The sequence below is a fragment of the Micromonospora tarensis genome, from assembly GCF_016803395.1.
Classification (GTDB): Bacteria; Actinomycetota; Actinomycetes; order Mycobacteriales; family Micromonosporaceae; genus Micromonospora; species Micromonospora tarensis.
Genome location: NZ_JAEVHL010000071.1, coordinates 1 through 26,473, shown reverse-complemented (window position 1 = coordinate 26,473; position 26,473 = coordinate 1). Strand labels below are relative to the sequence as shown.

General features: G+C 73.3%; 31 protein-coding genes and 1 pseudogene. 21 read left to right on the top strand and 11 right to left on the bottom strand.

Going from position 1 to position 26,473, the window contains the following annotated elements:
* Both JM949_RS16140 and JM949_RS16135 read right to left on the bottom strand, forming a co-directional pair.
* A pseudogene (locus JM949_RS16140) lies at positions 1–579 on the bottom strand (ROK family protein); the annotation flags it as partial.
* Between the two features lie 55 nt (positions 580–634).
* The gene (locus JM949_RS16135) at positions 635–1,564 is read right to left on the bottom strand and encodes an SIS domain-containing protein (RefSeq protein WP_203149281.1); all 930 of its coding nucleotides are present in this window, start codon (positions 1,562–1,564) and stop codon (positions 635–637) included.
* A gap of 200 nt (positions 1,565–1,764) precedes the next feature.
* On the opposite strand from JM949_RS16135, the gene JM949_RS16130 reads away from it, so the two are divergent.
* The 18 genes from JM949_RS16130 (at position 1,765) to JM949_RS16045 (ending at position 14,007) form a co-directional block, all read left to right on the top strand.
* Positions 1,765–2,550: a DeoR/GlpR family DNA-binding transcription regulator gene (locus tag JM949_RS16130; protein ID WP_203149280.1), complete on the top strand. Its 786-nt coding sequence runs from the start codon at positions 1,765–1,767 to the stop codon at positions 2,548–2,550.
* Between the two features lie 121 nt (positions 2,551–2,671).
* Positions 2,672–3,682, top strand: a complete 1,011-nt coding sequence (locus tag JM949_RS16125; RefSeq protein WP_255545601.1) for an ATP-binding cassette domain-containing protein — start codon at positions 2,672–2,674, stop codon at positions 3,680–3,682.
* Complete coding sequence (locus JM949_RS16120; protein ID WP_203149279.1) at positions 3,679–4,695, top strand: ABC transporter permease subunit; 1,017 nt, start codon at positions 3,679–3,681, stop codon at positions 4,693–4,695. Before JM949_RS16125 ends, JM949_RS16120 begins: the two co-directional genes overlap by 4 nt.
* 107 nt (positions 4,696–4,802) lie before the next feature.
* On the top strand, positions 4,803–5,204 hold the full coding sequence (locus JM949_RS16115) for a DUF3263 domain-containing protein (protein ID WP_203149278.1): 402 nt from the start codon (positions 4,803–4,805) through the stop codon (positions 5,202–5,204).
* Between the two features lie 173 nt (positions 5,205–5,377).
* Positions 5,378–6,016: a hypothetical protein gene (locus tag JM949_RS16110; RefSeq protein WP_203149277.1), complete on the top strand. Its 639-nt coding sequence runs from the start codon at positions 5,378–5,380 to the stop codon at positions 6,014–6,016.
* Positions 6,013–6,408: a phage holin family protein gene (locus JM949_RS16105; RefSeq protein WP_203149276.1), complete on the top strand. Its 396-nt coding sequence runs from the start codon at positions 6,013–6,015 to the stop codon at positions 6,406–6,408. Before JM949_RS16110 ends, JM949_RS16105 begins: the two co-directional genes overlap by 4 nt.
* Before the next feature lie 21 nt (positions 6,409–6,429).
* Positions 6,430–7,137: a DUF3618 domain-containing protein gene (locus JM949_RS16100; protein ID WP_203149275.1), complete on the top strand. Its 708-nt coding sequence runs from the start codon at positions 6,430–6,432 to the stop codon at positions 7,135–7,137.
* 114 nt (positions 7,138–7,251) lie between these two features.
* Positions 7,252–8,001, top strand: coding sequence for a hypothetical protein (locus JM949_RS16095; RefSeq protein ID WP_203149274.1), 750 nt, complete (start codon positions 7,252–7,254; stop codon positions 7,999–8,001).
* A 140-nt stretch (positions 8,002–8,141) separates the two neighbouring features.
* Positions 8,142–8,651 carry a GNAT family N-acetyltransferase gene (locus JM949_RS16090; RefSeq protein WP_203149273.1) on the top strand — a complete coding sequence of 170 codons (510 nt, stop codon included), beginning with the start codon at positions 8,142–8,144 and terminating at the stop codon, positions 8,649–8,651.
* A 717-nt stretch (positions 8,652–9,368) separates the two neighbouring features.
* Positions 9,369–10,550 carry an SRPBCC family protein gene (locus JM949_RS16085; protein WP_203149272.1) on the top strand — a complete coding sequence of 394 codons (1,182 nt, stop codon included), beginning with the start codon at positions 9,369–9,371 and terminating at the stop codon, positions 10,548–10,550.
* The gene (gene gvpJ / locus JM949_RS40180) at positions 10,547–10,897 is read left to right on the top strand and encodes a gas vesicle protein GvpJ (protein ID WP_203149271.1); all 351 of its coding nucleotides are present in this window, start codon (positions 10,547–10,549) and stop codon (positions 10,895–10,897) included. Before JM949_RS16085 ends, gvpJ begins: the two co-directional genes overlap by 4 nt.
* A gap of 1 nt (position 10,898) precedes the next feature.
* On the top strand, positions 10,899–11,654 hold the full coding sequence (locus JM949_RS16075; protein WP_203149270.1) for a GvpL/GvpF family gas vesicle protein: 756 nt from the start codon (positions 10,899–10,901) through the stop codon (positions 11,652–11,654).
* A 3-nt stretch (positions 11,655–11,657) separates the two neighbouring features.
* Entirely contained in the window at positions 11,658–11,960 is a 303-nt protein-coding gene (locus tag JM949_RS16070) for a gas vesicle protein GvpG (protein WP_203149269.1), read from the top strand.
* A complete protein-coding gene (locus JM949_RS16065; RefSeq protein ID WP_203149268.1) occupies positions 11,929–12,258 on the top strand; it encodes a gas vesicle protein GvpO in 330 nt (109 codons plus the stop codon). Before JM949_RS16070 ends, JM949_RS16065 begins: the two co-directional genes overlap by 32 nt.
* Position 12,259: 1 nt before the next feature.
* The gene (locus tag JM949_RS40175) at positions 12,260–12,643 is read left to right on the top strand and encodes a gas vesicle protein (RefSeq protein WP_203149267.1); all 384 of its coding nucleotides are present in this window, start codon (positions 12,260–12,262) and stop codon (positions 12,641–12,643) included.
* A complete protein-coding gene (locus tag JM949_RS16055; RefSeq protein ID WP_203149266.1) occupies positions 12,627–13,448 on the top strand; it encodes a GvpL/GvpF family gas vesicle protein in 822 nt (273 codons plus the stop codon). Before JM949_RS40175 ends, JM949_RS16055 begins: the two co-directional genes overlap by 17 nt.
* Positions 13,445–13,657, top strand: a complete 213-nt coding sequence (locus tag JM949_RS16050; protein ID WP_203149265.1) for a gas vesicle protein — start codon at positions 13,445–13,447, stop codon at positions 13,655–13,657. Before JM949_RS16055 ends, JM949_RS16050 begins: the two co-directional genes overlap by 4 nt.
* On the top strand, positions 13,654–14,007 hold the full coding sequence (locus tag JM949_RS16045) for a gas vesicle protein K (RefSeq protein WP_309232178.1): 354 nt from the start codon (positions 13,654–13,656) through the stop codon (positions 14,005–14,007). Before JM949_RS16050 ends, JM949_RS16045 begins: the two co-directional genes overlap by 4 nt.
* A 47-nt stretch (positions 14,008–14,054) precedes the next feature.
* Here JM949_RS16045 and JM949_RS16040 read toward each other — a convergent pair whose 3' ends face one another.
* From JM949_RS16040 to JM949_RS16005, 9 genes are all read right to left on the bottom strand, one after another.
* On the bottom strand, positions 14,055–14,987 hold the full coding sequence (locus JM949_RS16040; protein ID WP_203149264.1) for an NHL repeat-containing protein: 933 nt from the start codon (positions 14,985–14,987) through the stop codon (positions 14,055–14,057).
* A 93-nt stretch (positions 14,988–15,080) separates the two neighbouring features.
* Positions 15,081–17,294 carry an AAA family ATPase gene (locus JM949_RS16035; RefSeq protein WP_203149263.1) on the bottom strand — a complete coding sequence of 738 codons (2,214 nt, stop codon included), beginning with the start codon at positions 17,292–17,294 and terminating at the stop codon, positions 15,081–15,083.
* Positions 17,295–17,330: 36 nt separating this feature from the next.
* Positions 17,331–17,840, bottom strand: coding sequence for a hypothetical protein (locus JM949_RS16030; protein WP_203149262.1), 510 nt, complete (start codon positions 17,838–17,840; stop codon positions 17,331–17,333).
* Positions 17,841–17,878: 38 nt separating this feature from the next.
* Positions 17,879–18,634 (bottom strand): GTP-binding protein, encoded by a 756-nt coding sequence (locus tag JM949_RS16025; RefSeq protein ID WP_203149261.1) that lies wholly within the window; start codon positions 18,632–18,634, stop codon positions 17,879–17,881.
* Entirely contained in the window at positions 18,612–19,085 is a 474-nt protein-coding gene (locus tag JM949_RS16020; RefSeq protein ID WP_203149260.1) for a DUF742 domain-containing protein, read from the bottom strand. The genes JM949_RS16025 and JM949_RS16020 overlap by 23 nt, the downstream gene beginning before the upstream one ends.
* Positions 19,082–19,555: a roadblock/LC7 domain-containing protein gene (locus JM949_RS16015; protein ID WP_203149259.1), complete on the bottom strand. Its 474-nt coding sequence runs from the start codon at positions 19,553–19,555 to the stop codon at positions 19,082–19,084. Before JM949_RS16015 ends, JM949_RS16020 begins: the two co-directional genes overlap by 4 nt.
* Positions 19,552–20,934, bottom strand: a complete 1,383-nt coding sequence (locus JM949_RS37135) for an ATP-binding protein (RefSeq protein WP_238433254.1) — start codon at positions 20,932–20,934, stop codon at positions 19,552–19,554. Before JM949_RS37135 ends, JM949_RS16015 begins: the two co-directional genes overlap by 4 nt.
* The gene (locus tag JM949_RS37130) at positions 20,877–22,139 is read right to left on the bottom strand and encodes a nitrate- and nitrite sensing domain-containing protein (RefSeq protein ID WP_238433253.1); all 1,263 of its coding nucleotides are present in this window, start codon (positions 22,137–22,139) and stop codon (positions 20,877–20,879) included. Before JM949_RS37130 ends, JM949_RS37135 begins: the two co-directional genes overlap by 58 nt.
* Positions 22,126–23,304, bottom strand: a complete 1,179-nt coding sequence (locus JM949_RS16005; protein WP_203149258.1) for a hypothetical protein — start codon at positions 23,302–23,304, stop codon at positions 22,126–22,128. Before JM949_RS16005 ends, JM949_RS37130 begins: the two co-directional genes overlap by 14 nt.
* Before the next feature lie 373 nt (positions 23,305–23,677).
* On the opposite strand from JM949_RS16005, the gene JM949_RS16000 reads away from it, so the two are divergent.
* The 3 genes from JM949_RS16000 to JM949_RS15990 form a co-directional block, all read left to right on the top strand.
* The gene (locus JM949_RS16000; RefSeq protein WP_203149257.1) at positions 23,678–24,526 is read left to right on the top strand and encodes an alpha/beta hydrolase; all 849 of its coding nucleotides are present in this window, start codon (positions 23,678–23,680) and stop codon (positions 24,524–24,526) included.
* A 48-nt stretch (positions 24,527–24,574) separates the two neighbouring features.
* Positions 24,575–25,756, top strand: a complete 1,182-nt coding sequence (locus JM949_RS15995) for an acetoin utilization protein AcuC (RefSeq protein ID WP_203149256.1) — start codon at positions 24,575–24,577, stop codon at positions 25,754–25,756.
* Between the two features lie 14 nt (positions 25,757–25,770).
* A partial coding sequence (locus JM949_RS15990) for a GNAT family N-acetyltransferase (protein WP_203149255.1) occupies positions 25,771–26,473 on the top strand: 703 nt, incomplete at its 3' end.

The window sequence follows — 26,473 nt, the reverse complement described above, 5'->3', positions numbered from 1 at the left end:
GATCGCGGCGGCGGAGGCGATCGCCTCCAGGCAGCCGGGTCGCCGCAGCCGCAGCGCGGTCCGTCGGGCCGGACCAGGATGTGGCCGATCTCGCCCGGGGCGCCGTGGGCGCGACGGCGGCCGTGCCGTCGACGACGTGCGCGGCGGCGATCCCGTGCCGATCGCCACGAACAGCACGTGCCCGGTGCCGCGTCCGGCGCCGAGCCGGGCTTCGGCGAGACCGCCGACGCGCACGTCGTGGCCGATCGCCGTCGGCAGGCCGAGCCGGGTCACCGCCAGCTCCCGCAGCGGTACGTTTCGGAAGCCCACGTTCGCCGACCAGACCGCGACTCCACGCGCCTCGTCCACCACTCCGGGCACCGCGATGCCCACGGCGATCGGGGTGTGGCCGTTGGCGCGGGCCTTGGCCGCGAGGCCACCGGCCACGTCCAGGATGGTGCCGACCACGGCGGCCGGGCCGCGCGTGGCGTCGGTGGGATGCCGCTCGGTGTGTACCGTGCCGCCGTCCGGCCGGACCAGGGCGCACTTCATGCCGGTGCCGCCGACGTCCAGCGCGACCACCACCGGGTCGACGCTCACGGAACCGTCTCAGCTCGCGACTGCGGGGCTCGCAACCCCGGCTGACTCCTCGCGCTCACGCCAGCACCACCGACCGGCTCAGGTGTCGGGGGGCGTCCGGGTCGAGGCCCCGGCTGGTCGCCAGGGCGACCGCGAAGCGCTGGGCCAGGATCAGGTCGGCCATCGGGTCGACCGGGGTACGGCCGGCGGACCAGCTGCCCAGCACGGTGCGCCAACCGTGGGTGCGGCTGTGCACGAAGGCGGCGCCGGTGGCGGCGACGTCCTCGGGCAGCCCGTCGGGTAGCTCGCCGAACGCCCAGACCAGCCGGCCCGGTGCCGCGACCGAGATGGGCCCGTGCCGGTAGTCCATCGCCGGGTACGCCTCGGCCCAGAAGGTCGCCGCCTCACGGCACTTCAGTGCTGCCTCCTGCGCCAGCCCGATCGTCCACCCCCGACCGAGGAAGGTGGCCTGCCCGATGGTGGCCGGGTCGATCGGCAGCGGGGATCGCACCGCCACCTCGGCGTCGGCGGCGAGCGCGACCACCGGGTCGCCGAGGTGGGCCCGGAGCAGGGCCAGCGCGGTGGTCGCGAAGCGGGTCTGCACCACCGACCGCTCGTCGGCGAAGGGCATGGCCACGGTGGCGGTGGCCAGCTCGACCGCCGGGGAGGTCGGGTCACCGACGATGACCGTGGTGGGGGTCCGCCCGCGCAGTGCGGCGAGCAGGTCCAGCACCTCGGTGGTGGTGCCGGAGCGGGTGATCGCGATCAACCGGTCGTAGCGGCGGCCGGTCGGGAACTCGGACGCCTGGAACGCGTCGGTCTCCCCCTGGCCGGCCTGCTCTCGGCGGGCGGCGTACGCCATCGCCATGAACCACGAGGTGCCGCAGCCGACGACGGCGACGCGTTCACCGGGGCGCGGCAGGTCACCGTGCACGACGTCGGCCAGCGCGGCGGCTTCCCGCCAGCAGTCGGGTTGGCTCGCGATCTCCGCGTGCACGTACGCCATGGGAAACTCCTCGCCGGGCCGACCGCTGCGCAATACGGCTCGTTACGGCCGCTTTTCGCGCGTTATTCTGCGCGAACGCGGGTGGCCATGGCAACCGGCCAGCCGTTCGCGCAGGTACGCCTTTTGCGCCAGCCTAGTTTCGCGCACTAGTGTGCACGCAATCAATCACCGTCCGTGCAGTTGCTGGGAGGGCCCCCGCAGTGGACCGGTACGCCAGATGGAACGCGCTGCTGGAGATGCTGACCGACAACGGCCGGGTCAGCGTCGAGGCGGCAGCCGAGCGGCTGGACGTCTCCCAGGCCACCATCCGGCGTGACTTCGACCAGCTCGCGCAGCAGCAGATGATCACGAGGACCCGGGGTGGCGCGGTCGCCAACGGCGTGTCATACGACCTGCCGCTGCGCTACAAGACGGCCAAGCACTCGGCCGAGAAGCAACGGATCGGCGCGGCCGCCGCAGCGCTCGTCACGCCGGGCACCGTGGTCGGCCTCAACGGCGGCACCACCAGCACCGAGGTGGCGAGGGCGCTCGCCGTCCGACCGGATCTGAACACCAGCGCCGAGGGCGCCCAGCTCACCGTGGTCACCAACGCGCTGAACATCGCCAACGAGCTGCTGGTCCGCTCGCGGATGAAGGTCGTGGTGGCCGGCGGGGTGGTGCGCCCGAAGTCGTTCGAACTCGTCGGCCCGCTGGGCGGGGCGCTGCTGCGCGAGGTCACCCTGGACATCGCCCTGCTCGGTGTGGACGCGGTCGACCCGCAGCTCGGCGCCGCCGCGCACCACGAGGGGGAGGCGGCGATGAACAACCTGATGGTGGCCCGGGCCAAGCGGGTGGTGATCATCGCGGACTCGTCCAAGCTGGGCGGTCACGCCTTCGCCCGGATCTGCCCGATCGAACGGGTGGAGACGCTGGTGACCGACTCCGGTGCCGCGCCGGAGCTGGTGGACGCGTTCCGCGCCGCCGGCGTACAGGTCATCTGCGCCTGAACAGTCACGCTCCGTCGATATAACGGCCCGATCGGCGCGTCGATGCATACCGCGTATTGCGTGCTCCTGCATACCGCGTATGGTGTCGGCTGTCACGCCCACCCATCGGGGGAGGTGCAGCTTGCCAGCTGTCCTGGAGATCGAAGGTCTACGTAAGACGTACAAGAATCGTCGACGCGGCACCCGCAACGCGCTCGACGGCTTCGACATGCGGGTCGACGCGGGTCAGGTACACGGCTTCCTGGGGCCCAACGGGTCCGGTAAGACCACTACGCTGCGTACCCTGCTCGGCCTGATCCGCCCCGACGGTGGCCGGATGGTGCTGCTCGGGCAGGAGGTACCCCACGCGCTGCCCGCGGTCGCCGGCCAGGTCGGCGCGATCGTGGAGAGCCCGCAGTTCTTTCCGCACTTCACCGCACGGGACACGCTCTCCCTGCTGGCCGGAGCGGGCGAGGTGCCGGCCAACCGGGTCGACGAGGTACTGGAGCTCGTCGGGCTGCGCGACCGGGCCGGCGAGCGGGTCAAGACGTACTCGTTGGGCATGAAGCAACGGCTCGCCGTGGCCTCGGCCCTGCTGAAGAAGCCGAAGCTGCTCATCCTCGACGAGCCGGCCAACGGCCTCGACCCGGGCGGTATCCGGGAGATGCGCACGCTGATGCGTAACCTCGCCGAGTCCGGCATGACCGTGCTGCTGTCCAGCCACATCCTAGGTGAGATCCAACTGATCTGCGACTCGGTCACCATCATCTCGCTGGGCCGCCGGGTCGCGTTCGGCCCGGTCGACGAGGTGCTCGCGCAGCACTCCTCCGGTGCGGTCCGGATCCGGCTGGAGGCGGTCAGCGACCTGCCGGTGGCCACCGAGGTGCTCACCCAGGCGGGGGTCCGGGTGACCGGTCACCCCGACCACCTGATGGTGGCCGGCGTGGACAAGCCGGCCACGGTGACGCGGCTGCTCGCCGAGCGCGACCTCTATGTCAGCGAGCTGGCGCCGATCGCCGTCGACCTGGAGAGCGTCTTCCTCGAACTGACCGCCACCGCGCCGGTACCCGGCCAGCACCGGCAGGTCGACGAGTCCATGAAGGTCGGCGGCACGGGTCAGTCCGGCGCCGCCGGGGGAGGGTGGGGCGCGTGAGCCTCTATCGCACGGAGCTGCGCCGGCTCACCAAGCGGCGCTTCACCCGCTACATGACGCTGCTCGGCCTGTTGGTGCTGGCCGCGGTGGTGGTCGGGGTGTTCTTCACCAACCAGAAGATCGACGCCGGTCAGCTCGCCCAGGCCGAGCGTCAGGCCGACCAGCAGTACCAGGAACAGGTGCGCTGGAGCGAGCGGGACCGCGCCGAGTGTGAGAAGGCCAAGACGGCCGGCACGCCGAGCGACGGCCGCTACCCCGACGACTGCTCGGTGATCACGGCTCCGTCCCGGGACCAGATCGAGGCGGAGTGGTTCCTGCCGTCGACGTTCAACTTCCGGGAGACGTTCGACGAGACGCTGATCCCGTTCGCGGCGATCCTCGCGCTCGTCGGGTTCGTGGTCGGCGCGTCCTTCGTCGGTGCCGAGTGGAGCACCGGCGGCATGATGAATCTGCTGCTCTGGCGGCCGAGGCGGCTCACCGTACTGCTCACCAAGCTGGCCGCGCTGCTCACCGGCATGCTGGCGGTGACGCTGCCGGCCGCGGTGCTGTGGTTCGCCGGGTTCTGGGCGGTCGCCACGTTCCGGGGCAGCACCGAGAAGGTGACCTCCGGGGTCTGGCAGTCGGCCATGCTGACCGGGGTACGCGGTGTGGTGCTGGTGCTGGTGCTCACCACCCTCGGCTTCGCCCTCGCCTCGCTGGGGCGGCACACCGCCATGGCCCTCGGCGGCGTGGTGGCGGTGATGGTGGTCGGCCAGTTCGGTCTGGGCATCCTGCTGTCGATGGCCAGCGTGAAGTTCGCCGAGGCGTGGCTGCTGCCCACGTACATCCTGGCCTGGATGACGAAGACGGTGACCCTGCAGAACTGGGACTCCTGCAACGCCACCTACTACGGGGAGTGCAAACCGGAGACCATGGACATCACCTGGCAGCAGTCCTCCGTACTGCTCTCGGTCGCGGTGGTGGCGATCCTCGGCGCGGCGCTCTGGGCGATGCGTCGCCGCGACGTCTCCTGACGTTCGGATGCGGAGGCCCCCGGCGCCCGCCGGGGGCCTCCGCGCGTTCCGGCGGCGCCGCGCCGCCGGCTGCTGCGACCCGGGTCCTCGCTGGCTAGGCTGAGCGAATGTCCGCCGACGCCACCGCCCCCGAGCCGTCCACCGACGCTCGTCCGGACGGCACCGGGCGGACGGTTCCGACCCCCCGGCCGGTGCCGCCCATCGAGACCGCGAACGAGCCGGCGCTGCCGGCGGAGCCGACCGGCGCACCGGCACCCGACCAGCCGGTCGACCCGGCGGCCGGGTTGACCGAGCGGGAACGCGCCATCCTCGCCTTCGAGCAGCAGTGGTGGCGGCACGCCGGTGCTAAGGAGCAGGCCGTGCGAGACACCTTCGGGCTCTCCTCGACCCGGTATTACCAGTTGCTGAACGGGCTGCTCGACAATCCCGCCGCACTCGCCGCCGATCCCGTACTGATCGGCCGCCTTCGCCGGTTGCGGTCGTCGCGCGCCCGTAACCGTCGCCGCTGACCGTTTCGCGAGGCATCGGCCCTGGGCCGCCGTTCCGGCCGCCGCGTCCGCGTGCCGCGGTGTCTCCTGCCAGATCACGCCCGCCCATGCCCGGCATGTCGGTGAGCCGGGCGGGTAGGCGGCAGGTGTTCCGGGGTCGCCTGGCGACCGAGTACCCAGGAGGGGAGCGGAGCATGACGGCAACCAATCAGGGCGGACGTGGGCAGCAGGCCCGGCAGGACGCATCCCGAGTCGGCCACCAGGCCACCCAGGCCGGGGGCCAGGTCGCTCACACTGCCGCCGAACAGGGTGGGCAGGTGGCCGCCGAGGCGCGGCGACAGGCCCAGCAGTTGACCGGCCAAGCCACCGGGCAGCTTCGAGACCAGGCGCAGACGCAGCAGCGGCGGGCCGCCGAGGGCCTGCGCGACCTGGGTCAAAACCTCAGTTCGATGGCCGACCGGGACGGCGATTCCGGGCTGGCCGGTCAGGTGGTACGCCGGGCGGGCGATGCCGCCCAGCAGGCCGCCGGTTGGCTCAACGAACGCGAACCCGGCGAGGTGCTCGACGAGGTACGCAGCTACGCGCGACGCCATCCGGGGACGTTCCTGGCGAGTGCGGCGGTCGCCGGACTGCTGGTCGGGCGGCTCGCCCGTGGTCTGACCGGGTCAGCTTCCGGCAACGGTGGCGGTGGGAACGCGGGCGGCGCGCCGCCGGCACCGCAGGGCGGATCGGTGGACACCGGTCAGCAGCCGTACGTCGGGACGGCGCGGCCGCAGCACGTGTCACCGGCCGGGCGACCCGAGTCGGACCTGCCCGGCGGGGTGGCGCCGTGAGTGCCCCGGAGAAGGAACGGACCCAGGCATCGGTCGGCGAACTGCTGGGCGACGTGACCCGGGACATGTCCACGCTCATGCGCAAAGAGGTCGAGCTGGCCAAGGCCGAGCTGCGCGAGGAGGTCAGCCAGGCCGGCAAGGTTGGCGGGATGTTCGGCGGTGCGGGGCTGGCCGGGTTCCTGGCCGTGCTCTTCGTGTCGTACGCCCTGTGGTGGGGACTGTCCAACACGATGGACCAGGGATGGGCGGCGCTGATCGTCGCGGTCATCTGGGCCGCCGTGGCCGGTGGTCTCTTCATCAACGCCCGGAGCCAGCTACAACGGGCGCGTGCGGTGCTACCCCGGACAAAGCAGACGGCCCAGGAGTTGCCGGACGCCCTGCGGGGTCGGTAACGAGTCGGGAGGGAACAGATCATGTCCAGTGATCCGGATCGGATCCGGCGGGAGATCGAGACCACCCGCAATGAGTTGAGCAGTGACGTCGACGCGCTGACCGACAAGGTCAACCCGCGTCGGATCGCCGGTGACCGCGTCGGGCAGGCCCGCAGCGTGTTCACTCGAGCGAAGGAGAAGGTGATGGGCACCTCGAGCCACATGGGGCAAGAGGCCAACCAGCGGATGTCGCACATGGTCGGCTCGGTACGCGACGAGACCCGTTCGCTCGGGCACCAGTCTCGGGAGGCCATGGGCTCGGTGCGGGACGAGGCGCGTTCGCTCGGGCACCAGTCTCGGGAGGCCATGGGCTCGGTGCGGGACGAGGCGCGTTCGCTCGGGCACCAGTCCCGTGAGCAGGCTCAGGGCAACCCGGTCGCCGCTGGCCTGGTCGCCTTCGGCGTCGGGCTGCTGGCCGCCTCGCTGATCCCGCCGAGTGGGCGCGAGCGGCAGCTCGCCGGACAGGCGCGGGGCATGGTGAGTGAACACTCCGATCAGCTGCGCGAGCAGGCGAGCCAGATCGGCCACCAGATGCAGGACAACCTGCGGGAGCCCGCGCAGCAGGCGGCCCAGTCGGTGCGCTCCACCGCCCAGCAGGGGATGTCCGCGGTACGCGACCAGGGCCGTTCGGCGGCCGGTCAGGTGCAGGGTGAGGCGCATGCTGCCGCCGACGACCTCCGGCAGCGCTGACCCGATCGGTGGGCCGGGGCCGGCGCCGGTGATGCGGGTACGCTCCGCCTCGGCGCGGCCCCGGGCCGGCCGGTCAACGAGGATCTGGTCTTCCGGTTCGGCCCGCTGGTCGGTGTGCTGGACGGCGCGACAGTGCCGGAGGGCTTCGACACCGGCTGCGTGCACGGGCCGGAGTGGTACGTCCGGCACCTCGCCGCCCGGCTCGGTGTCGCCGAGGCGGTGCGCCCGGCGGCCCGGCTGACCAGCAACCTGGCCGCCGCCATCCTCGCCGTGCGCGCGGACCACGGTGGGCAGTGCGACCTCGACCATCCCGGCACCCCGTCCAGCACCGTCTGCCTGCTGCGGGACTGCGGCGACGAGGTGGACTACCTGGTGCTCTGCGACAGTCCGCTGGTGCTTGACGTCGGCGGTCAGGTCAGCGTGGTGACCGACAACCGGCTGGACGCGGCGATGGCGGAGCTGCGGGAGACGGTGGCCACCGTGCCGGGCGGCACTGCGGACCCGGTGACCCGGTTCCGGCACGCGGTCAGCGTCCAACGGGAGCGGATGAACCGCACCCACGGCTACTGGGTGGCGGCCACCGACCCGGACGCGGCCTTCCACGCGGTGACCGGGACGGTGCCCCGGCAAGGCCCGGGGGCGATCCGGCGGGCGGCGCTGCTGAGTGACGGCGCGTCCAGCGCGGTCGAGCAGTTCGGGTTGACCGACTGGGCCGGTCTGCTGGACCTGCTCGGCACCGACGGGCCGGGCACGTTGATCGACCGGGTTCGGGACGCCGAGCGCGACCACCCCGACCGGCTCCGCCGGCACAAGTCCAGCGACGACGCGTCGGTGGTGTTCTGCGAGTTCGCGGCGGCGGTTTGACTGGCCGACACCCGGTCGGGTGACAACAGAGCGTGATGCGGAACACCCGGGCCGCCCGACCGGCCGGTACCGCTGTCCGGACCGCCAGTGGACGGCCAATGGGGTGGACTTCGGCCGATGAGGGCGGCAGACTGCGGCACGTGGCGGGTGCGGTCCGGCTGGAGCCGGTCAACGAGCGGAACCTGGAGCCGTTGCTCTCCGTAGCGGCTGCCGAGGCCGAGCCGGATGACGTCATGCCTCCGGTGGAGGCGCCCGCCGGTTGGTCGCTCGCCCGCCGGGACGCCTTCCGGGAGTTCCACCGGTCCAGTTTCGGTGGCCTGGACGGCCCGACCGGCTCCCAGATGTACGCCATCCTCGTCGGTGGCGAGGTGGTGGGCATGGTCAGGATGACGCGCTGTGACGAGCCCGGCGCGGTGGAGACCGGCATGTGGCTCGGCCGATCGGCACGTGGGCAGGGCATCGGCGCGGCCGCCCTGCGAGAGTTGCTCAACGCTGCCGCACGGGCCGGTATGCGGGCCGTCGTGGCCGAGACGACCCGGGACAACATAGGCGCTGTCGCCGTACTCGAAAAATGCGGTGCGAAACTGCGCGAAGATGACGGCAAGGTGCATGCCGAAATCTGCCTTGATTCGACTCCGCCCGCTCTTTGAGTGCAGCTTATCCCCTTCGCCTTTCTGTCGTTCCCCCTGCTCGTGAGGGCAGGAAAGTCCCGTCTTGGCCTTCCCGTGCCGCATTTCCGAATGCCTGCTCCGGTGCCGTCGGGAATTGTCGTGACGGTTTCGGATTAATGACGCCGGGTACTGCCCGCCGGGTCCGCTGATACGGGACGTCTGATCGAGGGCATGGTTCGCGCTGTTCCCCGGCAGCCCTTCTCCGGCCCGCACCGGGCAGACGTCCGGACCCCCCGGGGAGCGAGGGAGACCTGATGAAGACCGGAACACGAATCGGGCTGGCGGTGGGCTTCGGCTACCTGCTGGGCCGCCGCCGCAAGCTGCGTACCGCACTCACCCTGGCCGCGGCGGTCGCCGCCGGCCGGGCGAGCCGCGACCCGGGCGCCCTGTTGAAGCGGGGGACCGACGCGTTGCGGTCGTCCCCGCAACTGGGCAACCTGGGCCGGCTCGGCGGGCCCCTGGTCAACGCCGGACGGCAGCCGCGACGGCTGCCGCCGGCAGCGGTGTCGACGCGCTCACCGGGCGGCTGCGCAACTCCGCCGACGCCCTGCGAGGTCGCTCCGGCACCCGGAACGACGCGGGAAGCCGAAGCGGCACGGACAACCAGCCCGAGACAGGCGGCGACGGTAACGGCGACCGCGACGCGACGGACGACCGTGGCGCGACCGGGTCAGCGCAGCGGCGGGGGCGGTGAGCATGGCGGCGAACACCAGTACCGGCGGGCTCGGCGACAAGCTCCGTGGCCAGTTGGCCGACGAGGTACGCAACCTGGCCGGGGCGATCGGTGATCGCGCGATGAGCGTGGTGACCGAGCGGATCACCGGTGCCACCGGTCGACTCAGCGAGTACGCGCGTCAGGGCGGTGGGCCCGGCCTGATCGCCGCCGCCACCGGCGCGCAGAAGCTGGCCGAGGGTGGGTCACCGGTGAAGGCCATGGTGCATGCCGGGGTGGCCGGCGGTAAGGAGAAGGTGATGTCGGCTCTCGGTCGCGCAGGCGGGAAGGGCGGCAAGGGCGGCGGGAAGAAGAAGGTCACCAACATCGTCGAGACGATCGAGGTCGGCGTGCCGGTACGGGCCGCGTACAACCAGTGGACGCAGTTTGGTGACTTCCCCAGCTTCATGAAGAAGGTCGAGAACGTCGACACCGACTCCGCCGAGAAGTCGACCTGGAAGGCGCAGGTCTTCTGGTCACACCGGACGTGGGAGTCGACGATCGTCCGCCAGGTGCCGGACCGGCTCATCCATTGGCGGTCCAAGGGTGAGAAGGGGTCCGTCGACGGCACCGTCAGCTTCCACGAGATCACCCCGGACCTGACCCGCATCCTGGTGGTGCTGGAGTACCACCCGCAGGGTCTCTTCGAGCACACCGGCAACCTGTGGCGGGCCCAGGGGCGGCGGGTGCGGCTGGAGTTGAAGCACTTCGTCCGGCACGTGATGACCGAGGTGGTGCTCGACCCGGACCAGGTCGAGGGCTGGCGCGGCGAGATCCGCGACTCCCAGGTGGTCAAGGACCACGAGACCGGCCTGCGCGAGGAGCAGGAGCAGCAGCAGGAGGAGCAGGGCGGGTGGGCCGAGGCGGAGCCGGCCGAGGAGGAGCCGCGTCGCCGGCCCGCCGGGCGGTTGCGCCAACGACCGCCCCGGCGGCCACCCGAGCCGGAGTACGACGAGGAGTACGAGGCCTACGAGGACGGCTACGACGAGGGGTACGCGGAGGAGCCCGACGAGGAGCCACCACCGCCACCGCGTCGTCGGATGCCGGACCGGGCGCGCCGAGCCGAGCCGCGCGAGGAGCCGCAGCGGCCCCGGCCGCCCGTCCGGCGCGCACCGGAGTCGCCGCGCCGGCCGGTGGTGCGCCGTCGCCGGGAGGAGGACGAGTGACAGTGCTGCCGGGTGAGGACGCCGTCGGCGGAGCCCTGGAGAAGGTGGGTTCCGCCGGCGGGCTCGCCGACGTGGTGGAGACCGTGCTCGACAAGGGGGTGGTGATCGACGCGCAGGTGACGATCGGGGTTGTCGGTATCCCCCTGGTCGAGATCAACGCCCGGGTGGTGGTGGCCAGCATCGAGACGTACCTGCGCTTCGCCGAACTGGTCGACCGACTGGACATCACCCCGGCGGAGGGCGAAGGGCTCTCCGGCCTCCTCGGTGGTGTCACCGGCGCCGTGCGGGACGCCACCGACTCGGTGGGTGGCATCACCGACAACGTGCGCGACCTGGGGAGGGGCTGAGATGGCGGACGAGACGGGACTGTTCGTCTACGGGCTGGTGCCGGCCGACGTGGAGGCGACGTCCGACGCGGCCGGGGTCGGCGACCCGCCCGGCGAGGTCACCGTGATCCGGCACCGTGACCTCGGCGCCCTGGTGAGCCCGGTGCCGCTGGACGCGCCGCTCGGTCGGTCCACGGACCTGCGGGCCTACCAGGACCTGCTGGACGGGACGGCGGCCGTGGCACCGGTGCTGCCGGTCCGGTTCGGGACCGTGGTCACCGGCCCGGACGCGGTGCTCGACCTGCTCCGACCGCACCACGACCGGTTCGCCGCCGCGCTGGCCGAGTTCGAGGGCCGGGTGCAGTACGTCGTGCACGGGCGCTTCGACGAGCGGGTGCTGCTGCGCGGCATCCTGGACGAGAACCCCACCGCCGCCGGGCTCGCCGAGCAGGTCCGCGGTCGGGCCGAGGCGGCCAGCCGGGAGCCCCGGATCCGGCTCGGAGAGGTGATCAGCCAGGCCGTGGAGCTGCGCCGGGAGACGGAGAACCGGCGCCTGCTCGACGTCACGGCCGACCACGTGGTCGCCACCCAACTGCGTCCGCCCAGCCACGAGATGGACGCCGCGCACGTGGCCCTGCTGGTGGACCGCGACCGGGAGGCCGCCCTGGTGGACGTCCTGGAGGAGTACGCGCAGCACCGCCGGGGCCTGCTGCGGATGCGGCTGCTCGGCCCGCTCGCCCCGTACGACTTCGTCGGCGCCCACCAGCTGGCGGGCTGACCGGTGGACCTGCTCTGGGCGCTGCTGACCCTGCCGTACGCACCGGTACGCGGGCTGACGGCGGTGGTCGGGGTGGTGGCCCGCGAGGCCGAGTCGCGGCAACGGAACCCGGTGAACGTCCGGCGCGAGCTGGAGGAGCTGGACGCCGCGGTGGCAGCCGGTGAGCTGAGCACCGAGGAACGCGACCGGGCCGAGCAGCGGGTGCTGGACCGGCTGACCGGCGGCGTGAGCCGACCGCCCCGGCGTGGGCCGGCCGGCGAGGAAGGAGGGCGCCATGACCGACGACGTGCGGGCCCGACGGCGTGACCCGGCCGCCGAGGGCTACCCCGACGACGAGTACGTGGAGCCGGTGTCGGCGGCCGAGGCGGCCCGGGCGGGGCTGCGGCAGCTGGTCGAGTTGACCGGCCGCGAGCCGTCCGTCACCACGTCGTTGGAGGCCACCGAGGACGGCTGGCTGGTCGGCGTGGAGGTCGTCGAGGCCCGGCGCATCCCCGACTCCACCGACCTGCTCGGCCTCTACGAGGTGGAGCTGGACATCGAGGGGAGCCTGCTCGGCTATCGGCGGGTGCGGCGCTACCAGCGTGGAAAGGGCGAGGTGGGCTGAGATGACCGCTGGGCAGCAACCATCGGTGGTGCAGAACTCCGGCCAGGTCCTGCCCGCCGGCCACGAGCCGGCCAATCTGGGCGACATCCTGGAGCGGGTGCTCGACCGGGGCATCGTGATCGCCGGTGACATCCGGGTCAGTCTGCTCGACATCGAGCTGCTGACGCTGAAGCTGCGGCTGGTCATCGCGTCGGTCGACACCGCCCGGCAGATCGGCATCGACTGGTGGGAGCACGACCCCTGGCTCAGCTCCCGCGCTCGTCCCCCGATCGAGCCCGGCCCGCGTGACCCGGAGGAGGTGGAGGCGGAGCGGCGGCCCCGGGTGGCGGCCCGGGCGCTACGCCGGGACGCCGAAGCGGAGGAGTGGGATGGGTTCGATGGTTGACGCCGCGCTGCCCGCCCCGACGGCCGGCGCCTGGCTGCACGGCGTGGTCCGGGACGCCGGGCCGGCCACCCTGGCGCGGATCGGCGGGATGGACGGCGGCCCGGTTCGCGCGGTCTCCGCCGCCGGGCTGGTCGCCGTGGTCAGCACCGCCCCGCTCGACGAGTACGGCGAGCAGCCACTACGCCGCAACCTGGAGGATCTGGCCTGGCTGGAGCGGGCGGCCCGGGCGCACCACGCGGTGCTGGAGGCGCTGGCGCGGCGCGGTCCGGTGGTGCCGGCCCGGCTCGCCACCGTGCACACCGACGACGAGCGGGTGGCCCGCTCCCTCACCACCCGCCGGGCCGAACTGGTCGCCACGCTGGACCGGCTCACCGGGCGCGGCGAGTGGGGCGTGAAGGGCTACCTGGTGCCGGGGGCGACCGCCGTCGGCGCGGAACCGGTGACCGCGGGCGGGGTGGGTACCGCGTACCTGCGCCGCCGACGTGCCCAGCTGAACGCCCGGGAGGAACGCCAGCGGCTCATCAGCGCGGCTGCGGACGCGGTGCACGGCGCCCTGTGCGAGGCGGCCGTGTCGGGCCGGCGGCACCCGCCGCAGGACCGGCGGCTCTCCGGGGCGTCCGCCCCGATGGTGCTCAACGGGGCGTACCTGGTCGACGTCGCGGCGCTGCCCCGCTTCACCGAGCTGGTCGGCTCGTTGGGCGGCCGACACCCCGGCCTGCACCTGGAGTTGACCGGCCCGTGGCCGGCGTACTCGTTCGTGGCGGAACGGCCGGAGCCCGCGCTCACCGTTCGGGAGCCGGGATGACCACCATCCTCGCGCCGAACAGCGCCGACGATCCGTCGGCGTACCGGCCGGTCGCCCTGGTCGACCTGCTCGACCGGGTCCTCGCCACCGGCGTGGTGATCAGCGGTGACATCACAGTGGCCATCGCCGACGTGGACCTGGTCCGGGTCTCGCTGCGCGCGCTCGTCGCGTCGGTCGGCACCCTGACGCCGACGGAGGACGCCGGGTGACCGGGCGGGACGAGGCGGCGGAGCTCGCCACCGCGCTGGGCGCCCAGTCGTGGCAGCCGCCCCGGGTGACTCCGCTGGACCGCCGGATCGAGGTGGACCGGGACTCGGTCGAGCGGGGGCTGGCGAGCCTGGTGCTCACCGTCGTCGAGCTGCTGCGGCAGCTGATGGAACGGCAGGCGCTGCGCCGGGTGGACCTCGGTGACCTCACCGAGGAGCAGGTCGAGCGGATCGGGGTGACGCTGATGGCCCTGGAGGAGCAGATGGTCGGGCTGCGCGAACACTTCGGGCTCGCCCCGGAGGACCTGAACCTGGACCTCGGCCCGCTCGGTCCACTCCTGCCCACCGACTGACCCGGGCCGTCGCGGCGACCTGAGGGCCGCCGCCGACCGCGCCGGGATCAGGCCGGCACCCGCACGATGTCGTAGTCGGTGCTCGGGGTGGACTCCACGTCGAAGCGGCCGTTCACCACGTACAGCGCCGAGCCGAGCAGGGCGCCGGTGGCCGGTGACCGCAGCTGTGCACCAGTGATCTCCCGCTGTACCACCCCGGCGGTGTACGCGGAGTTCATCCGGACCACCGCGACGACGTTCGTCAGGTTCCGGATCACGTACAGGGTGCGCCCCCGCAACACCAGCCCGTCGGCCCGCTCCACCGAGTAGCCACCGAGGTCGACGAGCCGGCTGCCGCCGGTCCGCGGATCGATGCGGACGAGTCGTCCGGCCAGCATCTGCGCGACCAGCAGATCGCCGTCCGGCAGCGCCACGATCCCGTTGTGGTACACGTCAGGCGTCGCGGCCGGCCCGGTGAGCCGGAGCACCCGGAAGGCGGTGGGAGCCGGCAGGCGGCCACCCGGGCCCAGCGGCACGACGTACAGCACCTGCCGCGCGGAGTCGGTGAAGTAGACCGACCGGTCGGTGATCACCAGGTCGTTGACGTAGCTGCCCGGCTCCTCGGTGAACTGGTAGTGGGCCAGCCTGGCGCCGGTGCCCGCGTCGTACACGCTGGCTCCGCCGCCGGAGAAGTCCGCGGTCCAGAGCCGGCCCTGTGGGTCGAGCTTGAGGCCCGCCTTGTCGGTGCCCGGGGTTCCGGGGATCAACACGGAGCCGTGCCCGGTGCGTAAGTCACCACGCCACACCGCACCGTCCAATATGGACCCCACGTACACGGTCGTGCCCCGACCGATCGTCAGCCCCTCGGGGGTGAAACCGTCGGGCAGGGCGATCCGGGCCGGAAACGGCCCCGTCGGATGGGCCGCCGCCGGCGCGCCGACAGTGGCCAGCACCGCCGCCGCCAGCAGCGGGACGGCGAGGAAAGAGAGGAGCTTGCGCAAGGAGCACCGCCTGACGTCCGAGTGGATGCCTCCACTGAGGAATGGGACGCCATAGAGACACCCTGGGTGCGACGAAAGGTTGTCCGGCGCTGATCACTCTCGGTCGGCGGCGTACCCGGCCAGCCAGGCGACCTGGGTCGGGTCCAGCGACGGGCGCACCCGGGCCCGCGCGGTCGCCACGTGTGCGGCGGTGACCGTGGCGGCGGCGAGGGACTCACGCATCGCGGCCAGCGCCGCCTCCCGGACCAACGCCGCGCAGTCCGCGGCGGAGAAACCGGTCAGCTCCTCGCCGAGGGCGGCCAGGTCCACGTCCGGTGCCAACGGCACCTGCCGGGACGCGGCCCGCAGGATCTCCGCCCGGGCCGGCCCGTCCGGCGGCGGCACGTAGACCAGCCGCTCCATCCGGCCCGGCCGCAGCAGCGCCGGGTCGACCAGGTCCGGTCGGTTCGTCGCGCCGACCACCACCACGTTGCGCAGCGTCTCCACCCCGTCCAGCTCGGTGAGCAGCGCGGCGACCACCCGGTCCGTGGTGCCGCCGTCGGTGGCCTGGCCGCGTACCGGTGCCAACGCGTCCACCTCGTCCAGGAAGATCAGCGTGGGAGCCGCCTCCCGGGCCCGACGGAACAGCTCACGAACGGCGCGCTCGCTCTCGCCGACCCACTTGGAGAGCAGCTCCGCGCCCTTCACCGACAGCACGTTGGCCCGCCCCGACCCGGCCAGGGCGGTGACCAGATAGGTCTTGCCGCAGCCCGGTGGTCCGTAGAGCAGCACTCCGCGGGGCGGTTGCACCCCGAGCCGGGCGAAGGTGTCCGGGTAGGTCAGCGGCCACAGCACCGACTCGGTAAGCGTCTGCTTCACCTCGTCCAGACCACCCACGTCGTCGAGGGTCACCGAGGCCAGGTCCAGGGTGGAGGCCGCCATCGTGGTGGGCCGGACCACCTCCAGCGCGGCGGTGAAGTCGGCCATCGACACCGTCGGCGTCGCGGCGGACTTCTGCCGCAACGCCGCGCGTACCCCCGCCTCCCGGACCAGCGCGGCCAGATCCGCCGCGACGAACCCTGGAGTACGGGCGGCCACCTCGTCCAGCCGGACGTCGTCGGCCAGCGGCACCTGCCGGGTCAGCACGGTGAGCTGTTCGCGGCGCATCGGCTGGTCCGGAAGTGGGACGCTGATCCGCAGGGACAGCAGGTCGGGCGCGCGCAGCGCCGGGTCGACCGCCTCCGGTCGAGCGGTGGTGCAGACCACGGCGACGCCAGCGCGGACGCTCTCCGCCACCATCTGGCGGAAGACCGTCGCCACCGGGCCGGGCTCGTCCGCCGGTGCGAGCGCCTCGACATCGGTGACCAGCAGCACCGACGGCCCGCCGGCCAGAGCGGCCACCCGCGCCTCCCGCAACCGCTCGGCGGCGGCCTGGTTGGCCAGCGCGGCCACCTCGGGCGCCCAGAGCGGGTGGACACCGGCACCGACCCGAGCCGCGACGGCCCGGACCAGCGCCGACTTCCCGGATCCCGCCGGGCCCACGAGCAGCACCCCCAACGAGACGCTGGTGCCCAGCCGGCCCAACACCTCCCGGTGGTGGAAGCCGAGGTCGAGCAGTTCGGTCAGCTCCTCAGCCTGGGCCCGCAGGCCGGGCAGCTCGTCCACGTCGGGCGGGTCGTCCGTTCCCACCGCGTCGCCGATCCCTCCCGATCGGGCTGGTGCGGCGTTGACCGGGGCGGGCCCGCCGTGCGTCGTCGCGCCGTGCTGCCAACCGATCACGGTGCCCATGGTGACCAACGTGCCGGCGGCCGGCTCGACCGAAACCACCCTGAGCAGGGTGCTGGTCCAGGCGACACCGACCGTGTTGGCGAGGCTGCGTCGAGCCGCCTCGACCAGGCCGCGCACCGCGGCGTCCGGCAGCACGTCCTGCGGCAGCAGCGACACGTCGTCGCCGGGTGTGAGCACCTTGCCCAGCAGGGCGAGCCGGAGCATCTCCGGGCTGACCGCCGCGACCACCTCGACCGGGCCGGCCAGCACGACGCGGCCCGCCGGGACCAGCGGCACCGGGCTCACCCGCACCTGACCGCCGTCGCGCAGGCCCAGGTTGCCCAGCGTCAGGTCGTCGGCGTACAGCAGGCCGGTGCTCGCCCCCGGCGTGGCCGCCGCCGCGATCCCGGCCGTCTCCCGGCGGCCGACGAGCCGGACCGGGTCGCCGGGGCGCAGCCCCAGCGCGGTCAGCGCCTCCGGGTGCAGCCGCACGATGCCACGTCGGGCGTCCAGCGCGGCCGGCCGCAGGCTCGCCGTCAGGGTCAGGTCGGGTTGCGCCACCGCCCGACCGTAGCCGCCATCGGCCAGCTCCGCCGGTCAGCGCCGCGGATCCAGCTCGTCCAGGAGCGACGGGTCGCGCCGGATCAGCTCGGCCAACCGGGCCGCCGGGTCCGGGTTCAACCCGTCCGGGCCGGGCGCCCAGGCGGGCACCGTCCGGCCGGACAGCGGCCAGGCCGGCGGAGGTTGCACCGGGGTCACCGGGGGCACCGGTCCGACCGTGACGGCCGACCCGTCCCAGGCGACCCGCATCGGGTACGTCCGCCCCGCGTGCTCCACCTGCACGGTCACCGCCAGCCCGGGGTGGGCGCCGACGACCTGGCGGACCACCTCGGCCACCTCCTCGACCGGCCCCCACCCGGCCACGTCGGCGGAGGCGTCCACCTCCGCGTGCCGTGGGTCGTGCCGGCCCGGCCCGGCGATGCGGGCGTCGCCGCCGAGCCTGGGCGGGCCCGGCGGTGCGGCGGTGTCACGGTCGGCGGCCCGACGGCGTAGCGCCTCCTCGCGCCGGGTCAGCCGGGCCAGCGTCTCGTCCAGGTCGCCCCTCACCAGATCACCTCTTCCCGCCACGGCCGGAGCCGGTCGGCTCAGGCCCTCCTGTCCCGGGTGGCGCGGTCCAGCGCGCGGTCCAGGACGACCAACAGGGCGTCCCGTACCGAGAGCCGATCCCGCGCGTCGAACTGCACCAGGGGAACGTGGTCACCAATGGCCAGCGCCCAGCGGATCTCGCCGAGTTCCAGGGCCAGCCGTCCGTCGAAGGCGTTGACCCCGACGACGAACGGCAGGCCGGCCCGCTCGAAGAAGTCGACAGCCGGGAAGCAGTCGTCCAGCCGGGCGCTGTCCACCACCACCAGCGCCCCGAGCGCTCCCCGGGCCAGGTCGTCCCACATGAAGCCGAACCGGGCCTGCCCCGGTGTGCCGAACAGGTAGAGCTTCAGACTGCGGTCGATCGTCACGCAGCCGAAGTCCATCGCCACCGTGGTGGTGGTCTTGGTGGACCGGGAACCCGGGTCGTCCACACCGATCCCGGCGGTGGTCATCTCGGCCTCGGTGGTCAGCGGCGCGATCTCGGAGATCGCACCCACCGTGGTGGTCTTGCCCACCCCGAACCCACCGGCGATCAGGATCTTGACCGGGATCGGCGGCGCGGCCGGCTTACCGGCCGGTGGCGCCGCCGCCGGCTCGGACGGGGACCGGTACGGCGGCGGCGCGCTCGACGGCGGGCTGGCCCGCCCGACGATCGGCCCGGTCCCCGGGGACGTGCCGTAACGGGCGGTGGCGCTGTTCGCGGCGACCCCGCTGAGCGGGGAGACCGGCCATTCAGGAGATCGCACGGAGTCCATCAATCACTCGCAGGATGAGGTCGGGGTCGACGGCGCTGTCGGTGTCGGTGAGGTGCACGTCCAGGTGCCCGGCGGCGCGCAGGTCACCGACCAGGACCCGGGTCACGCCGAAGTGCAGCCGGGCCCGGGCCGAGATCTCGGCCACCGAGATCGGCTCGGCGCAGAGCGCGATGATCGCCTGGAGTTCGGGCGCCAGCAGCGCGTTCGGTGAGCCGGTCCACCAGCCGCTGTCCGTCCGGACGGTCACCTGGGTCTCCAGCCCGATCGCCGGATCGGCACCCGCCACCCGCCCGGAGGTGAGCACGAACGGACGGGGACCGGACGGCCGCTCCCCGTCCGGCTCCGCTGTCGCCGCCGAGCCCTCTCTCCCCGGGGGCGGCGTGCGCAGGTACGGGCGGATCCGGACCCGCGGTTCCGGGTCCGGATCCTCACCGGCGACGTCGGAGGTCACTGCTGAACGGCGTTCTTCAACTCGACGATCAGTCGCGGCGTCAGGGCACCACCGGCCCGCCCCGCGAAGAGCGTCATCTCGTACGCGACGGTGCCCAGGTTCGCCGACCGGTCGGCGACCACCCCGAGTACGGAACCGCTGCTGATCGAGCTGATCAGCAGGTAACCGTCGGCCATGTCGACGATCACCCGGTTCAGACCACCGAGCGCGTACCAACTGGCCGCCCCACCGGCCAGGCTGGTCATTCCGGACACCACGGCGGCCAACCGCTCGGCGTTGGACCGATCCTTGATCGCCGACATGGCCATCAGCAGACCGTCCGAGGAGACCGCGATCGCCTCCAGGACACCGGCGGTGCTGGAGGTGAAGGAGTCCAGCAGCCAGTTGAACGTACGGGCCTCGGGGCTGAGGTCCCCACTCGCGCTGGGCTGGTTCTGGTCGACGTTGTCGTGCAGGAAGGGGCTGGTCACCGTGATGATCCTTCTTCGTTCCGGTGGTCGGGGCTGACTTCGCGGAGAGCGCGGGCGACGCCCGCCTCGAACTCGTCAATGAGAGCGCGGACCTCGGCGGGGTCTCCGAGGTGTGAACTGGGCGGTTGGCAGGCCGGAACGGCGGTGAGGTTCGCCCCCGGCACCCGCCGGCTCAGTCGGGGCCGATCCGGGGCGGTGTCGGACGAGCCGTCGCCGGCCGCTCCCGCGGGGCCGGCACCGCCCGGCGTGCTCGGCCTGTCGACTGTCACGTTCAGCTCGGCTCGGCGTACGCCGGCTTGGAACGCCTCGACCAGCGCGCGGGCGGCGGCGGGGTCCGCGCCGGTGGCGTCCGCCGGCCGAGTCGGCGCGGCGGTGGTGTGCAGGCTGGCGCCGGGCACCCGCTGCCGGATCCGTGTCCCGGCCGGTTTGCCCGCCGGTTCCGGAGCGGCGGAATCGGCGTTGGCGGATGCGGCGTTGGCGGATTCGATGCCGGCGGATTCGGCGTTGCTGGCCTGCGCCGGTTGGCTTCGGCCGAACGCGTCCCAGGACGGGCCGGCGTCCAGGCTGCGGGTGGCCCGGGCGAGCAGATCCGAGTCGAACCGGGCCGGCGCGGCGACGGCCACCGCCGTGCCGGCCCGCGCGTCGTGCTCGGGGTCGAGCGGCACCGCCGTACCCCCGCCCTGCTGCTCCGGCACGGCGGCCCGGGCCACTGTGGCCCCGGTGCGCTCGGCGGGGCGCAGCACCAGTGACGTCTGCGGGATCTCCAGCTGTGCGGTCACCCCGCCACCGCCGGTGGCGACCAGGCCGACCGTCCAGCCGTGGCGGCGGGCCAGGCGGCCCACCACGAAGAGGCCGAGCACCTCGGTCGGGGCCAGGTCGAGCCGTTCCCGGCGGGTGAACCGGGCGTTCTCCTCGGCCAGCCGTTGCTCGCTCATGCCGATGCCGTGGTCCACCACTGTGATCCGCGCACCGACGCCGGACGCCTCGGCGGCCACCAGCACCCGGGTGTGCGGCGGGGAGAAGACCGTGGCGTTCTCCATCAGCTCGGCCAGCGCCAGGATGAGGTCGCCGACCACTGCGGGCGCAGCGCGGATGCCCGCCGGCACCTGCACCTCGACCCGGGTGTAGTCCTCGATCTCGCCGAGCGCCAACCGGACCACGTCGGCAAGGGGCACCGGCGCGGTGTGCGCGTCGGCCCCGGCCGACCCGGAGAGCACCACCAGGCTGCCGGCGTTGCGTCGCAACCGGCTGGAGATGTGGTCGAGTCGGTACAGGTGCTCCAGCCGGCCCGGGTCGGCCTCCTGCTGCTCCAGCCGGTCGATCAGGGCGATCTGCCGGCCCACCAGGTTCTGGGTACGCCGCCCGACGTGACCGAACATCTGCGCGACGTTGCGTCGGCCGCGACCTGCCGCTCGACCAGTCGCTTCGCGGTGTTCTGCACCCGGTCGAAGGCCCGCGCCAGGTCGCCGATCTCGTCGTTGGACCGGACGTCCACCGGATCCAACCGGACCGGTTGAGGGCTCTCCGCCTCGTCGTCGGTGACCCGGACCAGCTCTGCCTCGGCCACCCGGGCGACCCGCTCGGCCGAGCGGGTGAGTCGGGTCAGCGGTCGGGCCACCGTTCGCGCGACAGCCACGCTGAGGAGCACCACAAGCGTCAGGATCAACACCGCCGCGGCGCCGACCAGGTACGCGGCGGTCAGCGCCCGCCGCTGCTCGGCCGTCGCCTCCGCGAGCACGTCGGCGACCAGCTTCTTCTCGACGAACTGACCGAGTCGGATCATCGTGCGGACGGCCGGGAAGAGCGCCTCCATCGGCACGTCGCGGACCGCGCCGGCCGGGTCCCGGGCGCTGGTGACCAGGAAGTCGGGGCTGGTCCGCGCGGCCACGGCCGCGTCGTTGAGCTGGGCCACGGTGAGCTGCTCGGGCGTGATCAGACTGCGGAAGCGCCGACTGTCCACCTGCAGCGCGGCGATGCAGGCCACGTACGCCGAGGTGGTGTCCGGGCTGCCGACCGCCTTGACCAGCACGCTCAGGGTGGCGCAGGCGCCCAGGCCCTCGTCGGCGCGGAGCAGCCCGTCGAGGGCGAGCACCTGACGACCCGCCTGGGTCTCGGTGTCCACCCCGAACACCAGTCGCAGCGAGTCGATCAGCCCCACGTTGACCGGGCCGAACGCCTCCATCACCTGGCCCGGGTCGGTGACCCGGGCCAGCACGGCCGCGCGCAGGTCGACGAGGCTGGACACCCGGTCCAGGGCGCGGTCGACCCGGTCGGTCAGCGCGTCGCCGCCTTCCGCCCGCAGGTCGGCGACCCGGTCGTCCACGTCGGCGGACTTGCGGACCAGTTCGCTCCGGTCGACCCGGCCGAGCAGGAAGCCGACGGAGAGGATGCGTTCCTGCTGGAGGTCCTGGACCAGGCTGCCGACCCGGCTGGCGAGCCGTACCCGCTCGGCGGTGTCGCCGGCCCGCTGGGCCGCGTCGACCCGGTCGAGCATCACCGGTACGGCCAGGCCGACCATGCTGAGCAGCGGAATCACCACGAGTAGCGCGAGCTTGCCGCGGATGCGGAGCCTACCGAGCAGCATCGAACGCCCCCCACCGCGCGGCCTCCTGGTCCGGGGCCGCGCCGGCCGGTTGCAGCGCACGCGCCTCGGCGGCCGGCGGTTGCCAGGGGTCCCGGTGTGGCGGGGTGTCGGCGGCCTCCGCGTGGGTCGCGGCCAGGGCGGCCCGACGACGGGCCCGGCGACCGGCGGCGACCAGCAGTGCGGCGAGCCAGCCCAGCAGCAGGGCGGCCAGGGCTGCCGTGCCGGCGGTCAGCCAGCGGTCCCGGTCGAGCGCGTCGACGCGCTCGACCAGCAGGGCGTCCAGCTCGGCGAGGATGACCGGTTGAAGTTGCCGGGCCGCGCGGTGCGCGTTGAGCCCGGCGGCGCTCAACTGGCCCGGGTCCACCGCTCCGGTGTTCTTGGCCGGCACCGAATAGGCGGCCAACGCCTCCACCGAGCGCTGGTAGGTGTCCAGCGGGGTCAGCACGTTCGCGCCCAGATCGGTGCTCTCCGAACCGTCCACGGCCGAGCGCAGGTTGTCGACGAGGTCGGCGGCGGGGGCCAGGGCGGCCACCCGCAGGCCGGTCAGCTCCATCAGGCCGCGAGGTTGCTCGGCGGCGGGGCGGCGGGCCACCAGTGTGCCCAGATCGGCGAGCCGGCCGGCGGCGATCACCGCCTCGGGCAGCTCCTGACCGGCGCTGTCCTGGAGGAAGAAGGAGTCGGCCTCGGGGTCGCGGACCAGCCCGGAGCTTTCCCGGACCTTGCGGTGCAGGGCCAGCAGCAGGTCGGAGACCTCACCGTAGGCCGTGTACGCGGACTCCGGGTCGGCGTTGCCGCGACCGCGCAGCGCCTCCAGCTTGGCCCGTACGCCGGCCCACCGTTCCTGGCTGAGCAGTTCGCCGCCGATGCGCGCGTCCACCGCGGCGGCCCCCTCGACGGCTCGGTCCAGCGCCTCGCGGGGGACCGGACGACCGTTGATCGCGGCGGACTGGGCCGCCACGAGGGCATCGGTGACCGCGGCCAGGGCACCGAGGTACTGCACGCCGAGCCGTTCCCGGGCGGCCAGGTCCCGGTCGTCGGTGGCCTGCCGCCAGTTGGCGGCGACGAGCAGACCGACCGGTGCCAGTAGTGCTCCGATGAGCAGCAGGGGCAGCAGTCGGCCCAGCCTGGTTGGCCGTCGACGGGCCCGCGGCGCGGGGACTGTCATGGGTGTCTCCTCCGGCGTGCGGGGTGGATCGGCGCGGTGCCGGGCCAGCCGACAAAGTCCCGTGCACCGGACCGGAAAACTAATCGAACGCCCGACTGGTCAGCCCTCGGCCGGCGAGTCAGGTTCGCGTCAGTTCGAGCGATGTCACCATTTGTCCTCGTCGCCGGCACGCTCTGTGTCGCGGTGGGATGTGACATGGAGGGATCGAGGTGGATATCTGAGGAAGATCGGAATTCACGGGATCCGAACTCAACTCGCTGGGCCGCGCCCGACACAGCGCGCTCGCATCCCACCCGGCACCGATCGGGCCAACCGGACGAACGTACGGCGGATCTCAGCCAACGCTCAGGCTGCGGGCCGTACCGTGTGCCGCATGACAACGCCGTCGCCGGCCGCGTGGTTCCGGCGTGCCCTGCCCACCCGCCGCCGCGCGATCGCCGCCGGGGCCGTCGTCGTGCTGCTGGCCGCCGCCGTCGGCTGGGCGGCGTGGCCGCAGGGACCGGGCGTACGCACCGAGAGCGCGATGCTCACCGTCCGCTCCGGACCGTCCGGGGACCAGCCGGTGGACCTGGACACCACCCTCTACCTACCCGACGACGCCTCGGCCGGCCGTAAGGTCCCGGCGGTGCTGCTCGCGCACGGGTTCGGCGGCACGAAGGAGTCGGTGCGCTCCGACGCGGAGGAGTTCGCCGGGCGCGGCTACGCGGTGCTGACCTGGACCGCGCGGGGTTTCGGCCGCAGCGGCGGCGAGATCCACCTGGACAACCCGGACTACGAGGTGCGCGACGCGGAGCGACTGCTGGACTGGCTGGCCGCTCGGCCGGAGGTGCGCACCGACGCCGCCGGCGACCCGAAGGTCGGTGTGGTCGGCGGCTCGTACGGCGGCGGCCTGGCGCTGCTGCTGGCCGCCCAGGACCGTCGGGTCGACGCGATCGTTCCCATGATCACCTGGAATGACCTGTCCCGGGCGTTCCTGCCGGAGAGCACCGGCGGGGCGCCGACCGAGGGTGTCTTCAAGAAGGGCTGGGCCGGCCTCTTCTTCGGCGGTGGCGGCAACGCGGGCTCCGGCCCGGCCGGACTGTCCGGGGTGACCGCCGCCCAGGCGGTGCTCGCCCTGCACCTGGCCGGTCGCACGGACGCGGCGCTCTACGTCGGATCCTGGAGCAACTGGGTCGCGGACCCGACCCGGCCGGTCGCCTCCGGGCCAACGCCTGGCCGCTGACCAGCGCGTGCGATGGGCCGGCGCCGGTCCTCGTGCGACGATGGGCCCATGTCCGACGACACGCTGGTGGTGTGGGACGAGTCGCTGCTCGCCTACGACATGGGTGACCATCCACTCGATCCGGTCCGGGTGGAGCTGACCATCGCGCTCGCCCGAGAGCTGGGCGTCCTGGCTCGGCCCGGGGTGCGGGTGGTCAAGCCGGAGCCCGCCGACGACGCCCTGCTCAGCCGGGTGCACGAACCGGCGTACCTCGCCGCGGTGCGCAACGCGCCGCGCGACCCGCTCTTCGCCGGGTACGGGCTGGGCACCTCCGACAATCCGGTCTTCGAGGGCATGCACGAGTCCAGCGCCCTGATCGCCGGCGCGACGGTCGCCGCCGCCGAGGCGGTGTGGCGCGGCGAGGCTCGACGGGCGGTGAACGTGGCCGGCGGCCTGCACCACGCGATGTCCGCCCGGGCCTCCGGCTTCTGCGTCTACAACGACCCCGCGGTGGCCATCGCCCGCCTGCTCGACCTGGGCGCCGAGCGGGTCGCGTACGTGGACGTCGACGTGCACCACGGCGACGGGGTGCAGCAGATCTTCTGGGACGACCCCCGGGTGCTCACGGTCAGCCTGCACGAGACGCCGCTGGCACTGTTTCCCGGCACCGGTTTCCCCGACGAGACGGGTGGCCCGGGCGCGCAGGGCAGCGCGGTCAACATGCCGCTGCCGCCGGGTGTCGACGACGGCGGTTGGCAGCGCGCGTTCCACGCGATCGTGCCGTCGGTGCTGCGCGCGTTCCGGCCGCAGGTGCTGGTCAGCCAGTGCGGCGCCGACGGGCACCGGCTGGACCCGCTCGCCGACCTGAACCTGACGGTGGACGGTCAGCGGGCCACCTACCTGGCGTTGCGGGCACTCGCCGACGAGCTGTGCGACGGCCGTTGGGTGGCCACCGGCGGTGGTGGGTACGCGCTCGTCGAGGTGGTGCCCCGGGCCTGGAGTCACCTGTTGGCGGTGGCCGCCGGTGACCCGATCGACCCGGCCACGCTCACCCCTCCCGCGTGGCGTGACCTGGTCGCCTCCCGGCGCCTGGGTCGCGAGGTGCCGCTGCGGATGACCGACGACGCGGACCCGTCGTACGAGCCGTGGCAGCCGACCGGCGAGCCGAACCCGGTGGACCGGGCGATCGCGGCGACCCGCAAGACGGTGTTCCCGCTACTCGGGCTCGACCCGTACGATCCGCGGGACTGAGCCGGGCCGTTCCGGTGACGACCACGGACCAACCAGTCGACGTGCTGCTCAGCGACGGCAGCACCGTCCAGTTGCGACCGATCGATCCGTCCGACGCGCCGGGCATCGTGGCGATGCACAGCCGCTTCTCCGAGCGCACCCGCTACCTGCGCTACTTCTCCCCGTACCCACGCATCCCGGAACGCGATCTGATCCGGTTCGTCACCGTGGACCATCACGACCGGGAGGCGTTCGTGGTGCTGGCCGGCGACCAGATAGTCGCCGTCGGCCGGTACGAGCGGCTCGGCCCGCAGGCGCCCGAGGCGGAGGTGGCCTTCGTGGCGGAGGACGCCTACCAGGGTCGGGGCATCGGCTCGGTGTTGATGGAGCACCTGGCCGACGCCGCGCGCCGTAACGACATCATGAGCTTCGTCGCGGAGGTGCTACCGGCCAACGGGACGATGCTGCGGGTCTTCGCCGACTTCGGCTACCAGGTCCAGCGCGAGTACGCCGACGGCGTGGTGCACCTCAGTTTCCCGATCGCGCCCACCGAGGCCACGTTGGAGGTGCAGCGCGGTCGGGAGCACCGCACCGAGGCCCGTTCGATCGCCCGGCTGCTCGCGCCGCGCGGCATCGTCGTCTACGGCGCCAGCGCCACCGGCCAGGGCGTCGGCGCGGCGGTGCTCGGGCACCTGCGCGACGGCGGCTTCACCGGGGCGGTGGTGCCGGTGCATCCGA

Coding starts and splice junctions, on each gene's coding strand:
- JM949_RS16085 (WP_203149272.1), top strand. CDS start 9,369: ATGGCGGCGAACACCAGTACCGGCGGGCTCGGCGACAAGCTCCGTGGC.
- JM949_RS16075 (WP_203149270.1), top strand. CDS start 10,899: ATGGCGGACGAGACGGGACTGTTCGTCTACGGGCTGGTGCCGGCCGAC.
- JM949_RS40175 (WP_203149267.1), top strand. CDS start 12,260: ATGACCGCTGGGCAGCAACCATCGGTGGTGCAGAACTCCGGCCAGGTC.
- JM949_RS16115 (WP_203149278.1), top strand. CDS start 4,803: ATGTCCGCCGACGCCACCGCCCCCGAGCCGTCCACCGACGCTCGTCCG.
- JM949_RS16110 (WP_203149277.1), top strand. CDS start 5,378: ATGACGGCAACCAATCAGGGCGGACGTGGGCAGCAGGCCCGGCAGGAC.
- JM949_RS16065 (WP_203149268.1), top strand. CDS start 11,929: ATGACCGACGACGTGCGGGCCCGACGGCGTGACCCGGCCGCCGAGGGC.
- JM949_RS16135 (WP_203149281.1), bottom strand. CDS start 1,564: ATGGCGTACGTGCACGCGGAGATCGCGAGCCAACCCGACTGCTGGCGG.
- JM949_RS16100 (WP_203149275.1), top strand. CDS start 6,430: ATGTCCAGTGATCCGGATCGGATCCGGCGGGAGATCGAGACCACCCGC.
- JM949_RS16055 (WP_203149266.1), top strand. CDS start 12,627: ATGGGTTCGATGGTTGACGCCGCGCTGCCCGCCCCGACGGCCGGCGCC.
- JM949_RS37130 (WP_238433253.1), bottom strand. CDS start 22,139: ATGCTGCTCGGTAGGCTCCGCATCCGCGGCAAGCTCGCGCTACTCGTG.
- JM949_RS16000 (WP_203149257.1), top strand. CDS start 23,678: ATGACAACGCCGTCGCCGGCCGCGTGGTTCCGGCGTGCCCTGCCCACC.
- JM949_RS37135 (WP_238433254.1), bottom strand. CDS start 20,934: ATGTTCGGTCACGTCGGGCGGCGTACCCAGAACCTGGTGGGCCGGCAG.
- JM949_RS16025 (WP_203149261.1), bottom strand. CDS start 18,634: ATGGACTCCGTGCGATCTCCTGAATGGCCGGTCTCCCCGCTCAGCGGG.
- JM949_RS16050 (WP_203149265.1), top strand. CDS start 13,445: ATGACCACCATCCTCGCGCCGAACAGCGCCGACGATCCGTCGGCGTAC.
- JM949_RS16005 (WP_203149258.1), bottom strand. CDS start 23,304: ATGACAGTCCCCGCGCCGCGGGCCCGTCGACGGCCAACCAGGCTGGGC.
- JM949_RS15995 (WP_203149256.1), top strand. CDS start 24,575: ATGTCCGACGACACGCTGGTGGTGTGGGACGAGTCGCTGCTCGCCTAC.